Genomic DNA, 12,758 nt, shown 5'->3' with positions numbered 1-12,758 from the left:
ACTTAAAGACAAATTTTGTGCGGTCAATCCCTGATCAGCGCCCGCAAACTCTCGATCCGATCCGCTTCGTGCACTGGCTTGTCCCAGCGGATCCGGTGAATGCGCGGGAAACGCATCGCTAGGCCTGACTTGTGGCGTTTGCTGGTGTGGACGCTGTCGAACGCGACTTCGAATACCAGCGTGCGCTCCACTTCTCGGACGGGCCCAAAGCGGTTCAGCGTGGTCTGGCGCACCAGCTTGTCGAGCTTTTTCAGTTCGGCATCGGTGAAGCCGGAATAGGCTTTGCCGACGGGCAAGAGCTCCGCATCGCTATCGGGCGCATCCGGGTCGCCATTCCAGCAGCCAAAGGTATAGTCGGAATAGAAGCTCGAGCGCTTGCCTGAGCCGCGCTGCGCGTACATCAGCACGCAGTCGATCAGCAGAGGATCGCGCTTCCATTTATACCACAGCCCGGTTTTCCGGCCCGCGATATACGGGCTGTCGCGGCGCTTGAGCATCAGCCCTTCGATCGCATCTTCGCGTGCACTTTCACGAATTTCGGCGAGGTGCGCAAAATTGCGAGCATCGACCGTTTGCGAGAGGTCAAAATGTGTGTCTGGTAGCTTAGCCATCAGTGCCTCAAGCTGCTCGCGGCGATCCGACCAAGCGCGATCGCGCAAATCCTCACCTTCGACAATCAGCGCATCATAGAGCCGCACAAAGGCGGGCAGTTCGGTGCGCATTTTCTTGCTGACGGTCTTGCGACCGAGCCGCTGTTGCAGAGCGTTGAAACTCGCCGCGCCGCCAGTTTCGCCGCCTTGCGCATTTCCGCGCACCAAAAGTTCGCCATCAAGCACCGCAGGGAAGGGCAGCACATCGAGCAGCTCTGGGAAAGTCGCGGAAATATCATCGCCTGAGCGCGAATAGAGCCGCGTTTCATAGCCCGCGCGCACGATCTGCACACGAATGCCGTCCCACTTCCACTCCGCGGCGTAGTCCGCCAGATCGACTTGGGCCTCCTCAAGCGGATGCGCGAGCATAAAGGGGCGGAAGGTCGGCATGTTCTCGGTGTCTGGCGGGTCCGCACCATCGGCGGCCCACGCGAATAGCTCTGTGTAGGGCGCCTCAAGCGCGTGCCAATACTCCTCAACTTGATCGACCGACACATCAAACGCCTGCGCAAAGGCGGTCTTGGCGAGCCGCGCCGACACGCCAATTCGCATACCGCCCGTCGCGAGTTTGATGAGCGCATAGCGCCCGCTTTCATCAAGCCGGTCGAGCAGTTTGGGAAGGTCCTGCGGTGCGGTTTTGCGGGTCATCTCGGACAGCATGGCGACCACTTCGGCGACGCCTGGCGGATCGGGGTCAACGCCGCTTTCCGGCCAGAGCAGGCTCACTGTTTCGGCGGTATCGCCAACAAAGTCACGGCTGAGCGTCCAAAGTTCCGCGTCGACCCGCTCTTTCATCAGATTGCGCACGGTGGAACTTTTCACCGCTGGAAAATCCAGCCCGCCCGTAAGCGCCGCGAGCGCCCATCCGCGATCGGGGTCCGCCGTTTCGCGCAAATACTGAGCGATCAGACGCAGTTTTTCATTGCGGCTGCGCGTGTAGACCAGCGCGTCGAGCAGGGCGGCAAAGGCTTCCACCTACTCGTCCTCGTCCTCGCGCCCAACCAGAGCCAGCGCCCGGGCCTTGCGTTGATTAAGCTCGCACCAGCGCAGCAAGGCCGCCTCGCGTCCATGCGTGATCCAGGTGTCCTGCGCATCGACCTCGCGGATCGTATCGGTCAGCTCATTCCAATCGGCATGGTCAGAGATGATGAGGGGCAGTTCGACATTCCTTTGCCGCGCCCGCCCGCGCACCCGCATCCAGCCTGACGCCATGGCCGTAATCGGCGCGGGAAGCCGGCGGCTCCACCGATCATTGAGCGCGGATGGCGGGCAGATGACGATGTGCCCGCGCATATCGTCTTTCGGCGTGTCGGCGACAAGCCGCAGCTCGCCAAGGTCGACGCCGTATTCCTCATATAGCCGGCACATTTTCTCCATTGCGCCGTGCAGGTAAATCGGAGCGGTGTGCCCCGCGGCGCGCAGCTCCGCGATTACTCTTTGCGCTTTGCCCAGAGCATACGCACCGACCAGCACGCAGGCGTCAGGATATGCCGCGAGCCGCCCGAGCAGCTTGGCCATCTCATCGGCAATCGGCGGATGATTGAACACTGGCAAGCCAAAGGTCGCCTCAGTGATAAACACATCGCAGGGTGTCACTTCAAATGCCGGACATGTCGGGTCAGCGCGCCGTTTATAGTCGCCGGTGATCACCACGCGCTCGCCGGCATGCTCCAGCAGGATTTGCGCGCTGCCCAGCACATGACCCGCGGGCACGTAAGTCGCCTTGACGTCGCCGGGCAGGCTGATCGTCTCGCCATAGTGAACCGGCGTCGCCCCATCAGAAGTCGCGTAGCGCAACTTCATGATCGCCAACGTCTCAGGCGTGGCTATGGTCTTGCCATGCCCACCGCGTGCGTGATCGGCATGGCCATGGGTGACAAGAGCGGTGTCGACCGCGCGGCCGGGATCGACCCAGCAATCAGCAGGCGCGATGTAAATGCCCCACGGGTGAGGCTGGATCCAAGAGAAGGGCGAGCTCATCAGTTGCTAGTATTATAGCGAGCATGCCGTTTCGTGCGAGGGCCAAACAAAAGAGCGCCAACCGTTTCCGGCGTGCGCCCTCTTATCTGGTGAGGTCGGGCTTTACTTGCCGCCCTTATCCTTGCTCTCGCTCGCGTCGGCATCAGGGCTCTTCTTAGCAGCCGCTTTTTTGGCCGCAGGCTTCTTCTTGGCAGGGGGCTTGCGCTTGGTCTTGGGCGGTGCCGGGGTGAGATGGAAGCTCGGCTTGCCATCCTTGACCGTCACCTGCACCTCGCCGCCATCGGCGAGCTTACCGAAGAGAAGCTCCTCGGCAAGCGGCTGCTTGATCTTGTCTTGTAGCAGGCGGCCCATGGGCCGCGCACCGTAGAGCTTGTCATAGCCCTTATCCGCCAGCCAGGCGCGTGCCTCACTATCAAACTGAATATCGACATTCTGCTCAGCCAGCTGCAATTCCAGCTCGAGGATGAATTTGTCGACGACACGCGCGACGGTCGGCTTGTTGAGATAAGCAAACGGCACAATCGCATCGAGACGGTTGCGGAACTCCGGCGTGAACATCTTCTTCACCGCTTCCGCGCCCGCATCTTCCTTCGACACATCGCCAAAACCGATGCCCTGGCTCGCCATATCGGCCGCGCCGGCATTGGTTGTCATGATCAGCACAACATTGCGGAAATCGACCGTTTTACCGTGATGATCGGTCAGGCGGCCATTATCCATCACCTGAAGCAGAATGTTGAACAGGTCAGGGTGCGCCTTCTCAATCTCATCCAGCAGCAGCACGCAATGCGGGTTTTGATCAACCGCATCGGTTAAAAGGCCGCCTTGGTCATAACCAACATAGCCCGGAGGTGCACCGATCAGGCGGCTCACGGAGTGCCGTTCCATATATTCGGACATGTCGAAGCGTTTCAGCTCAATGCCCATAATGCTGGAGAGTTGGCGTGCGACCTCGGTTTTACCCACACCGGTTGGGCCAGAGAATAGGAACGAACCAATCGGCTTGTCCGGATCGCGCAGGCCCGCGCGGCTGAGCTTCATCGCGGTCGCAAGCTTCTTGACCGCCGCGTCTTGGCCAAACACCACATGCTTCAGATCGCGTTCGAGGTTTTCGAGCGCTTTCTTGTCATCCTTGCTGACCGATTTGGGCGGGATCCGCGCCATGGTCGCAATAACTTGCTCAATCTCGCGTGCTGTGATCTTCTTCTTGCGGCGGCTCGGCGGCACGAGCATTTGCATCGCGCCAACCTCATCAATTACGTCAATCGCCTTGTCCGGCAATTTGCGATCATTGATGTAGCGCGCCGACAGTTCAACCGCAGTTTTCAGAGCATCAGGCGTGTACTTCACCTTGTGATGCTCTTCAAAGGCGCTGCGCAGACCCTTGAGGATTTTCACCGTGTCTTCGATCGTTGGCTCATTCACATCGATTTTCTGGAAGCGGCGCAGCAGCGCGCGGTCCTTCTCGAAGTGATTGCGGAATTCCTTGTAAGTGGTCGAGCCGATGCAGCGGATCGTTCCGCCTGACAAAGCAGGCTTCAATAGGTTGGAGGCATCCATCGCTCCGCCGCTGGTCGCGCCAGCACCAATGACGGTATGAATCTCGTCAATAAACAGAACCGCTTCGGGCATTTTTTCAAGCTCGGAAACGACTTGCTTGAGCCGCTCCTCAAAATCGCCGCGATAGCGTGTGCCCGCGAGCAATGCGCCCATATCAAGCGAATAGATAACCGCTTCTTCGAGGACTTCAGGAACATCGCCTTCGATGATCTTGCGCGCCAACCCTTCGGCGATGGCGGTTTTACCAACGCCGGGATCGCCAACATAGAGCGGGTTGTTTTTTGACCGGCGACATAAGATCTGCACCGTCCGGTCAACCTCTGGCCCGCGGCCAATCAGCGGATCGATCCGCCCAGCTTCTGCCTTGGCGTTGAGATTGACAGTGAACTGATCAAGCGCGGTTTCTTTCTTGCCGCCCTCTTTGCCGTTCTGCTCTTCGGGCGCAGCGGTCTCTTCCGAACCCTCAGCAGGTCGCGACTCCAGCTGCTTGCCGCCTTTGCCAATGCCGTGGCTGATAAAGCTCACCGCATCGAGCCGGCTCATATCCTGCTGCTGGAGGAAATAGACTGCGTAGGAATCTCGCTCAGAGAACAGCGCAACCAGCACATTGGCGCCTGTTACCGTGTCTTTGCCCGAGGATTGCACATGCAGGATAGCGCGTTGAACCACGCGCTGAAAACCAGCGGTCGGTTGCGGGTCGGCTTCATCATCGCTTTTGAGCGATTGATATTCCTGCTCCAAATATTGCTTCACCGCTGCGCCAAGTTCAGTCAGATCAACCCCGCAGGCGACCATGACCTTGGCGGCATCTTCATCATCAACCAGCGCCAGCAGAAGATGCTCAAGCGTTGCATATTCATGGTGGCGCGCAGATGCGTCAGCCAAAGCTTGATGAAGGGTCTTTTCGAGATTTTGCGCAAAACTGGGCATTAGAGATCTTTCAAAGCGACTCGCGGCTTGCGAGCAATAAAATAAGCTACCGGCTGAAAGTTAGCCAAAGCTGTATAATAGGGCGAGTGTTTGTGTCGTAACTCGCGCCGTTCGGATGATATGGTGATGATGATATGGTGATCTCGGGGGGCAATTGTAAGCCGCCTTTTGTTACGTTTAATATCGGGGCGCCGTCCATTAATTGGACTTCGCACCAAATAAAGCATCTGCCGCCGCGCGGTGGGCGCTGGCCTTGTCACGGTGGGCCGAGACACGGGCGATCTCCGCCTCAAGCAAGGCGATCCGCTCGGTCAATTCATCTTGTGAGTAGGGGCCGAGATCTTCGCTTGCGAGCAAGCCGGCCGCATCGCCCTTTGCGCGGGGGAGATTCTCTTCATCCATTGTTGACAGTTTCACCCGTGATGCCGGTTGCTGTCAATGGCGCAGAAAGCTATTTGTCTCGCAAGAAACGCAATGCAGCGAGCCAGAGCTAGGCTCTGTAGACAGCAGCGAGCAAAAAGGGGTGGGGTAATGGCTCGGTCTATTCCGGCAGTAATGACAGCAGCAGGCTTTGACGAACCGGGCGGTCCCGAAGTGCTCCGTACCGAGCAGCTGGATGTTCCCACACCGCAGGCCGCGCAATTGCTTATCGAAGTGGCTTATGCGGGCGTTAATCGCCCCGACGTGATCCAGCGGCAAGGCTTTTACCCGCCGCCCCCCGGCGCTTCGCCAATTCCAGGGCTCGAGATTTCCGGAACGGTTGTTGCTGTTGGCCCGGATGCGCCGCCCGAAATGCTCAACCGCCGCGTTTGCGCTCTGGTGACAGGCGGAGGGTATGCGCAATATTGCCTCGCGGAGGCGGCCCATTGCCTGCATGTGCCCGACAGCCTGCCGATGGCTGAGGCGGCGGCTTTGCCTGAAACACTGTTTACCGTGTGGCATAATGTGTTTGAGCGCGGCTGGGCCAAGGATGGCGAGACGCTGCTCGTGCATGGCGGGACCAGCGGGATTGGGACGATGGCGATTATGCTCGCCAAGGCGTTTAACCTCACAGTTATTACGACCTGCGGAAGCGATGCGAAATGCGATGCGGCGCGGGGTATCGGCGCAGATCTGGCGATCAATTACAAGCTCCAAGATTTTGTCGATGAAGTGCGCGGTTTCACTAAGGGTGCAGGCGTCAACATCGTGCTCGACATGGTTTCCGGCGATTATGTCGCGCGCAACATCGACTGTCTGGCTGAGGATGGCCGCCATGTGACAATTGCGGTGCTCGGCGGCCCCAAGGCTGAGATCAATATGGCCAAGGTGATGATGAAGCGGATTAGCCTGACCGGCTCTACCCTGCGCGCGCGGCCTGATGATTTCAAAGCCATGCTGGCGGATGAAATTCACATGCATGCATGGCCGCTGATCGAGGGGGGTGATATAAGGCCTGTCATGGATGAGGTTTTCCCGCTGGCCGATGCCGCTGCAGCCCATGCCCGTATGGAGGCTGGCGATCACATTGGCAAAATCGTGTTGAAGGTGACGGAGTGACATTCCCGCTGATCGAGATGAGCGAATACCGCGCCTATGTAGAGGTGGCGCGTGGCCGCAAGCTCGATCAATGGCGCGACATGTTTATCGATTATCGCGGGCCCGGCGCCGCCGGACAGACATGGACCGGCGATGAGGGCGAGCGTTTGGCGATTCGCTATGTGCTCTTCCCGGATGACCCAAATTCGCAATTGTCTTGGCCGCCCCATGTCGTCGATAGTGAGCGCGGCCTGGGTGTAGGCAAACCGAGACGTCTGGTTGTTCCTTAGCTACGCATTGCCGGATCAGCGGAAGCTGCTTGCTCAATGCGCCATGATCACCTAAGTAGACGCAACAGTGGCCGCTCCGAAAGGGGCGGTCCTTCTATTTCTGGCTCACGTATGAGCCGTCTATTTTGACATATCAGGACGCGCCCCATGGCTGACCAACCAAAACCGCTTATGCCGCATGCCACCGCCACTTGGCTGGTGGACAACACTGGCTTGTCGTTTGAGCAGATCGCCGAATTTTGCGGTCTTCACCTGCTCGAAGTGCAAGCCATGGCGGATGATCTTGCGGGCAGTAAATATACCGGCCGCGACCCTGTTCACGCTGGTGAGCTGAACCAGGAAGAGATCGATAAGGGTCAGGCGGATGCGAATTACAACCTTGTGATGCAGCGCGCTCCGGTTGAGGTCACCCGCACCAAGGGCCCGCGTTATACGCCGGTTTCCAAGCGGCAGGACAAGCCCGACGGTATTGCCTGGCTCTTGCGGAGCCACCCCGAGGTGTCTGATGCGCAAATCTCCAAGCTGATTGGCACTACGCGAAACACGATCAATGCTATTCGCGATCGTTCGCATTGGAACATTCAGAACATTCAGCCCAAAGATCCCGTGACGCTGGGCCTGTGTGCTCAGCGTGAGCTTGATGCGGTTGTGGCCAAGGCGGCGAAGAAAGCTGGCCTTGATGAAGGCGCCGAAGCGGCTCCAGCTGAGAAAAGCGGCAGTGACCGCGAGCGGCTCATCGAAGAGCTGCGCGCTGAGCGTGAGGCAAATGAAAAAGCCGCTTCTGAAGCTGCACAAGAGGCAGAAGCCGCCGCGTGGCTGGAGAATAAGCGCGCTGAAGAGGCCGAAGGCGGCGATGCAGCGAGCGAAGGGCCACCGACTACGCGTCCATAGAGCGGCCTATCTTTTTACAGGTCTGATAACGCACTTGGCGTAGTTTCGCCTTGCGTGATCACTGCGAAAACGCCATCCAAGCTGACATGGATGTAAGTAAGGTCGCCTATCACCACCCCGCGCCATGGGGCACTGAGTTTGAACCCATGGTTCTGCCTGAGATGCTGGCGCAAACCACTGCCCGCAATCCCGGCGCGCCGCTGGTCCACTTCATGGGCCGCAGCTATAGCTATGGCGAGCTTTATGATCAGGCGCAGCGTTTTGCCGCAGGGCTGCAAGCTGCGGGCATCGCCAAGGGCGACCGTGTCGGCCTGTTCCTCCCCAACGCGCCGATTTACATTTCTGCCTATTATGGCGCGATGATGGCCGGCGCCGTGGTGGTCAATTTCTCACCGCTCTACACGGTAGAGGAGCTGTCATGGCAAGTCGAAGATTCGGGCACGCGCATGCTCGTTACGCTCGATGTGCCGGAATTGTACGGCACGGCGCGCGATGTTGTGAAGGCATCGAGCCTCGAAAAGCTAGTAGTCGGTGAGCTTGCAACGATGCTGCCCGCGCTCAAAGGCTTCGCGATGAAGCTGTTCGCGCGCAGCAAGATCGCCAAGGTTGCTTACGGGCGGGATGTGCTGCGCTGGTCCGATATGATGGACGGAAACACCGCCCCTAAAGACGCTGAGATCACGCCGCAGGATCTCGCTCTGCTACAATATACTGGTGGCACCACCGGGCGGCCTAAGGGCGCCATGCTCAGCCATGCGAACCTGTCGGTGAATGCTCAGCAGGTTGCTGCGATCAACCCGTTTGGCGATGCTGACAAAGAAGTGTTCATGGGCGCGCTGCCGATGTTTCATGTGTTTGCCAACACCGCGCTGCTCAATCACGCGGTGGCGAGCGGCGGTTCGATTGCGATGGTCCCGCGCTTTGACGCTGGCGAGGTTCTCGCGACAATGCAGAAGTACAAGACCACCGGCATGCCCGGGGTGCCCACCATGTTTCAGGCACTGCTTGATCACCCCGACCTTGCCAAGACCGACATGTCATCGCTCAAGGTTTGCATCTCGGGCGGCGCGCCTTTGCCTGCGCCCTTGCGCGACAAGTTTGAGGGCACAACGGGCGTGCGACTTGTTGAGGGTTACGGCCTCACGGAGAGCTCGGGCGTAGTCTCGGTCAATCCCTATGCGGGCACACGCAAGCCCGGCACCATTGGTCAGCCGGTTGCGGGCACTGAGGTGCTGCTGCTTGATAAGGAAGATCCCTCGATCAAATCGCCCGAGGGTGCGCCGGGTGAGATCGTTCTGCATGGGCCGCAAATCATGGGCGGCTATTGGAACCGGCCCGAAGTCGCAGCGGATATCTTCGTGGAGCATGACGGCAAGCAATGGCTGCGCACTGGCGATGTCGGCACGGTTGATGAGGGCGGGTTTGTCGCCATCGTGGACCGGATAAAGGATATGATCGCCGTGGGCGGCTTCAAAGTCTTCCCGAGCCAGGTCGAGGATGTCTTGCTGGAAAATGAAGCGGTGAAAGAGGCGTTGGTGATAGGCGTACCGCATGATTATCTCGGCGAGATGCCGCGTGCCTATGTGACCCTTAATGAGGGCGCGTCTGAAGATGGCGAGACGTTGGCTGCATGGCTTAACAGCCATGTCGGCAAGCATGAGCGGGTCGATGAAGTGGTCGTGCGCAGTGAACTGCCCAAAACGCTGATTGGCAAATTGGACCGCAAGGCGCTCCGGGCAGAAGTATTGCCCGCAGATTAGAAACGCGCAGAAGTACTGCCCGCTAGCTAGGTCTAAATGTCACTAGCTGCTGAGGAAGTTCAGCCGGCGACTGCGAGCGTTGGTTGATCTGATCCACCGCTCTTATCGCTGCTCGGTTGCTTCACCGCCGCAGCCTTATTGGCATCGCGGTGCGCGAACCGGCCTTCGACCTGAGCGCCCTGCTCAATGGTTAGCGCGTCGTAATAGACATCGCCTTCGATCCGGGCGTTCTTGAGAATCACCAGCTCGCGTGCAGTGATTGATCCTGTGACGCGCCCGGCCAGCCGCGCTGTCTCTGCAGTAATGGCGCCCTTGATTTCGCTGCTGTCGCCTTGCACCAGCGAGGAACAGGCGATGTCGCCTTCAACTGCGCCATCGACATGCAGGTCAGCAGATGCTTCGATATCGCCTTTGATATTCAAATCAGCGCCGAGCACCGAGAAGGTCGAATTGCCATTGTTACGCATGGAGCTCTTACTTTCCGACTTGGTTGGCAGCGAGTTCTGGGGTTCGGCGGATTTCTTTGAGAACATCGGGTGCGATCTCCAGGAATTTGCGTGGGTTCACGGCGCGATTGTTGATGCGCACTTCGAAGTGCAAATGCGGCCCGGTTGAGCGGCCCGTACTGCCAATGCCCCCAATTGTTTCGCCTGCGGCAACGCTCTCACCCACTTGGGTGTCGAAGCGTGACATGTGCGCATAGCGGGTCATTAGGCCATTGCCGTGGTCGATTTCGACCGTCTTGCCATAGCCTGATTTCCAACCGACGAAGCTGACTTTGCCCTTGGATGCGGCGCGTATTGGGCTGCCGATTGGGCCCTTGAAATCGAGGCCGTTATGCATCGCGCCGCGCCCGTTGAAAGGATCGCGGCGATAGCCGAAGCCAGACGACATGCTGGCCTGGCTCGCAGGGACTACTTGCGGGACTCCGTCGAGAACTTGTTCCAATGCGCTCATCCGCGCAAGGCTCATACCCAAGCGCTCAAAGCGCGGGTCAATGCTGCCGTCACTTGACGTTGCGAGCGTGAGCAGGGGGCCGCCCATTGCTTTACGCTCTGCATTGGCCAGTACATTGGAGGGATCAAAGCCAAGATTGCGCAAAGCCGTTTCAGCTTTCTTGGCTCGCCAATCGGCGAAGTGTGTGACCCGCTCAACAAAGGCGAGCTGCCGCGCTTCGATTTCCGCCAGCGCCTTCGCGCCGGGCACGACCATGCTGACTTTGTCCACGGTCGCCTGAGCTTCACCGCTTGAATCGCTGACTTTGCCGCTCGAGAGAACATCGCTCGGCAGCGACTGCGTCATATCTTCAATGATGGTCTGGCGCCGCTGAAGGTCTTCAGCGACCTGATCAATATTGTCGCGGTAAGCGGCCAAGCGCTCTTCCGAGCTGCTCACCTTGGCTTCGCGATCAATCAATGAAGCGCGATCCGAAGAGGCTTGATATTGCATCCAGCTCATCGCGCCAACAGAGCCGCCCCATGCGAGCAATGCTGCTGCGGCAATTCCGGCTGCAGTCATTTGCAAACGCGACGAGATTGTCACGAAACGCACCTGACCTTGGGAGCGCATGAAGAACTCGCGCTCGGGGAACCAGTCCCTGATGCGCGCGATCATACTGCGCTTGGTAATTTCTTCAGACAATGCGACCCCCAAGCCGTATTTTGCGACATATTTTTTGTTTCGACCCAGTTCGTCGGAGCTAAATGAATTGTCGGGGGGAATCGAATCGGAATCGTTAACCCACGGGTGAACCGAAAGACTCGCGGGATGAAGCGTTTAGGAATCCCCAAATGAGGCCGAATCGCTACCCCGCAGAGATTAAATTCATATTTACCATGACTGAGGTTTTCTGCAGCGATTCGGCCCCTGACAGCGGATCACGAGGCTGCTAGACGGTGCCGCACTATGGCCACCCAAACTGCCCCAATCGATCCGCAAGTGTGCGTAACCGAGCTTGCTCGAGCGGGCCGCGTAGCGCAGCGCGCTTTGGCAAGAGCAAGCGATGCTGAGAAGGCAGATGCGCTGCGGCTTTCCGCGCGGGCTTTGCGTGACGATGAGTCGGCGATTCTGGCAGCAAATGCACGCGATCTTGAGGCGGGTAAGCAAGCTGGATTATCGGATGCAATGCTTGACCGGCTGCGGCTGGATGCCGAGCGGCTTGAGGGAATCGCCAAAGCGGTGGATGCGGTGGCAGGTTTGCCTGATCCGGTTGGCCAAATCATCGACCAGAGCCAGCCTGAAAACGGCCTGAAGCTATCGCGCGTACGCGTGCCGATTGGCCTGCTTGGTATCATTTATGAAAGCCGCCCCAATGTGACCGCGGATGCGGCGGCGCTGTGCGTGCGCAGCGGCAATGCAGCTTTGCTGCGTGGGGGCAGCGAGGCGGTGCATTCAAACCGCGCGATACACGCGGCATTTGCCTCAGGTCTGGTGGCAGGAGGTCTGCCTGCTGAGGCAGTGCAATTGATCCCGACCCAAGACCGCGCGGCGGTTGGCGCAATGCTCGGCGCAGCGGGCCTGATTGATATGATTATTCCGCGCGGCGGGCGCAGCCTAGTGGAGCGTGTTCAGCGCGATGCTCGCGTCCCCGTTCTCGCGCACCTTGATGGCCTTTGTCACACCTATATCCATGCTGCTGCTAATCCAGCCATGGCATGTGCGATTGCGGTCAATGCCAAGATGCGGCGGACCGGCATTTGCGGAGCGATGGAAACGCTATTGATCGACCGTGATTTTGCCGAAGCTGACGCAGTGATTGAGGCTTTGCTGGATGCGGGCGCTGAGCTGCGCGGTGACGAGGCTGCACAGGCGCTCGACACGCGAATCGCAACCGCAAGCGCCGAGGATTGGGACACCGAATATCTCACGCCCGCGCTCTCGGTTGCGATAGTCGATGATCTCGCCGAAGCACTCGCCCATATTGCCCGCCATTCCTCCAATCATACCGATGCGATTGTGACTGATGCTGCTGCTGCTGCGGAGCGGTTTCTCGCCGAAGTCGATAGCGCGATTGTGATGCACAATGCCTCCAGCCAATTTGCCGATGGCGGCGAATTTGGGCTTGGCGCAGAGATAGGTATTGCCACCGGGCGCTTGCATGCACGCGGGCCAGTCGCGCTGGAGGGGCTGACCACTTATAAATGGCAGGTGCGCGGTAAAGGACAGACCCGCCCTTGATG

At 58.9% G+C, this 12,758-nt stretch carries 11 protein-coding genes; 5 read left to right on the top strand and 6 right to left on the bottom strand.

Features of this window, described 5'->3' with window-relative positions; all coding sequences use genetic code 11:
- Positions 1-23 precede the first annotated feature (23 nt).
- The 4 genes from ACFCXQ_RS03085 to ACFCXQ_RS03070 all read right to left on the bottom strand — a co-directional run bounded on the left by ACFCXQ_RS03085 (position 24) and on the right by ACFCXQ_RS03070 (position 5,522).
- Positions 24-1,625, bottom strand: coding sequence for a cisplatin damage response ATP-dependent DNA ligase (locus ACFCXQ_RS03085; RefSeq protein WP_379552978.1), 1,602 nt, complete (start codon positions 1,623-1,625; stop codon positions 24-26).
- Positions 1,626-2,630: a ligase-associated DNA damage response exonuclease gene (locus tag ACFCXQ_RS03080; RefSeq protein ID WP_379552976.1), complete on the bottom strand. Its 1,005-nt coding sequence runs from the start codon at positions 2,628-2,630 to the stop codon at positions 1,626-1,628. It abuts the gene before it with no gap.
- Positions 2,631-2,732: 102 nt separating this feature from the next.
- Positions 2,733-5,120, bottom strand: a complete 2,388-nt coding sequence (gene clpA, locus ACFCXQ_RS03075; protein WP_379552974.1) for an ATP-dependent Clp protease ATP-binding subunit ClpA — start codon at positions 5,118-5,120, stop codon at positions 2,733-2,735.
- A gap of 198 nt (positions 5,121-5,318) precedes the next feature.
- The gene (locus ACFCXQ_RS03070) at positions 5,319-5,522 is read right to left on the bottom strand and encodes a DUF1192 family protein (protein WP_379552972.1); all 204 of its coding nucleotides are present in this window, start codon (positions 5,520-5,522) and stop codon (positions 5,319-5,321) included.
- Positions 5,523-5,651: 129 nt separating this feature from the next.
- Here ACFCXQ_RS03070 and ACFCXQ_RS03065 point away from each other — a divergent pair, with 129 nt between their 5' ends.
- From ACFCXQ_RS03065 to ACFCXQ_RS03050, 4 genes are all read left to right on the top strand, one after another.
- Positions 5,652-6,659, top strand: a complete 1,008-nt coding sequence (locus ACFCXQ_RS03065) for an NAD(P)H-quinone oxidoreductase (RefSeq protein ID WP_379552970.1) — start codon at positions 5,652-5,654, stop codon at positions 6,657-6,659.
- Complete coding sequence (locus tag ACFCXQ_RS03060; protein ID WP_379552968.1) at positions 6,656-6,928, top strand: hypothetical protein; 273 nt, start codon at positions 6,656-6,658, stop codon at positions 6,926-6,928. Before ACFCXQ_RS03065 ends, ACFCXQ_RS03060 begins: the two co-directional genes overlap by 4 nt.
- Positions 6,929-7,075: 147 nt before the next feature.
- A complete protein-coding gene (locus ACFCXQ_RS03055) occupies positions 7,076-7,819 on the top strand; it encodes a cell cycle transcriptional regulator TrcR (RefSeq protein ID WP_379552966.1) in 744 nt (247 codons plus the stop codon).
- A gap of 86 nt (positions 7,820-7,905) precedes the next feature.
- Positions 7,906-9,579 carry a long-chain-fatty-acid--CoA ligase gene (locus tag ACFCXQ_RS03050; protein WP_379552964.1) on the top strand — a complete coding sequence of 558 codons (1,674 nt, stop codon included), beginning with the start codon at positions 7,906-7,908 and terminating at the stop codon, positions 9,577-9,579.
- Positions 9,580-9,638: 59 nt separating this feature from the next.
- Here the strand turns inward: ACFCXQ_RS03050 and ACFCXQ_RS03045 are convergent, their stop codons facing one another.
- Positions 9,639-10,046 carry a bactofilin family protein gene (locus tag ACFCXQ_RS03045; protein ID WP_379552962.1) on the bottom strand — a complete coding sequence of 136 codons (408 nt, stop codon included), beginning with the start codon at positions 10,044-10,046 and terminating at the stop codon, positions 9,639-9,641.
- Between the two features lie 7 nt (positions 10,047-10,053).
- Positions 10,054-11,220, bottom strand: coding sequence for a M23 family metallopeptidase (locus ACFCXQ_RS03040; RefSeq protein ID WP_379552960.1), 1,167 nt, complete (start codon positions 11,218-11,220; stop codon positions 10,054-10,056).
- A gap of 264 nt (positions 11,221-11,484) precedes the next feature.
- On the opposite strand from ACFCXQ_RS03040, the gene ACFCXQ_RS03035 reads away from it, so the two are divergent.
- Complete coding sequence (locus ACFCXQ_RS03035; RefSeq protein WP_379552958.1) at positions 11,485-12,756, top strand: glutamate-5-semialdehyde dehydrogenase; 1,272 nt, start codon at positions 11,485-11,487, stop codon at positions 12,754-12,756.
- Positions 12,757-12,758 lie beyond the last annotated feature (2 nt).

It is taken from the genome of Qipengyuania rhodophyticola (assembly GCF_042493225.1).
GTDB lineage: Bacteria > Pseudomonadota > Alphaproteobacteria > Sphingomonadales > Sphingomonadaceae > Erythrobacter.
This window is presented reverse-complemented; position numbering and strand designations above follow the sequence as displayed.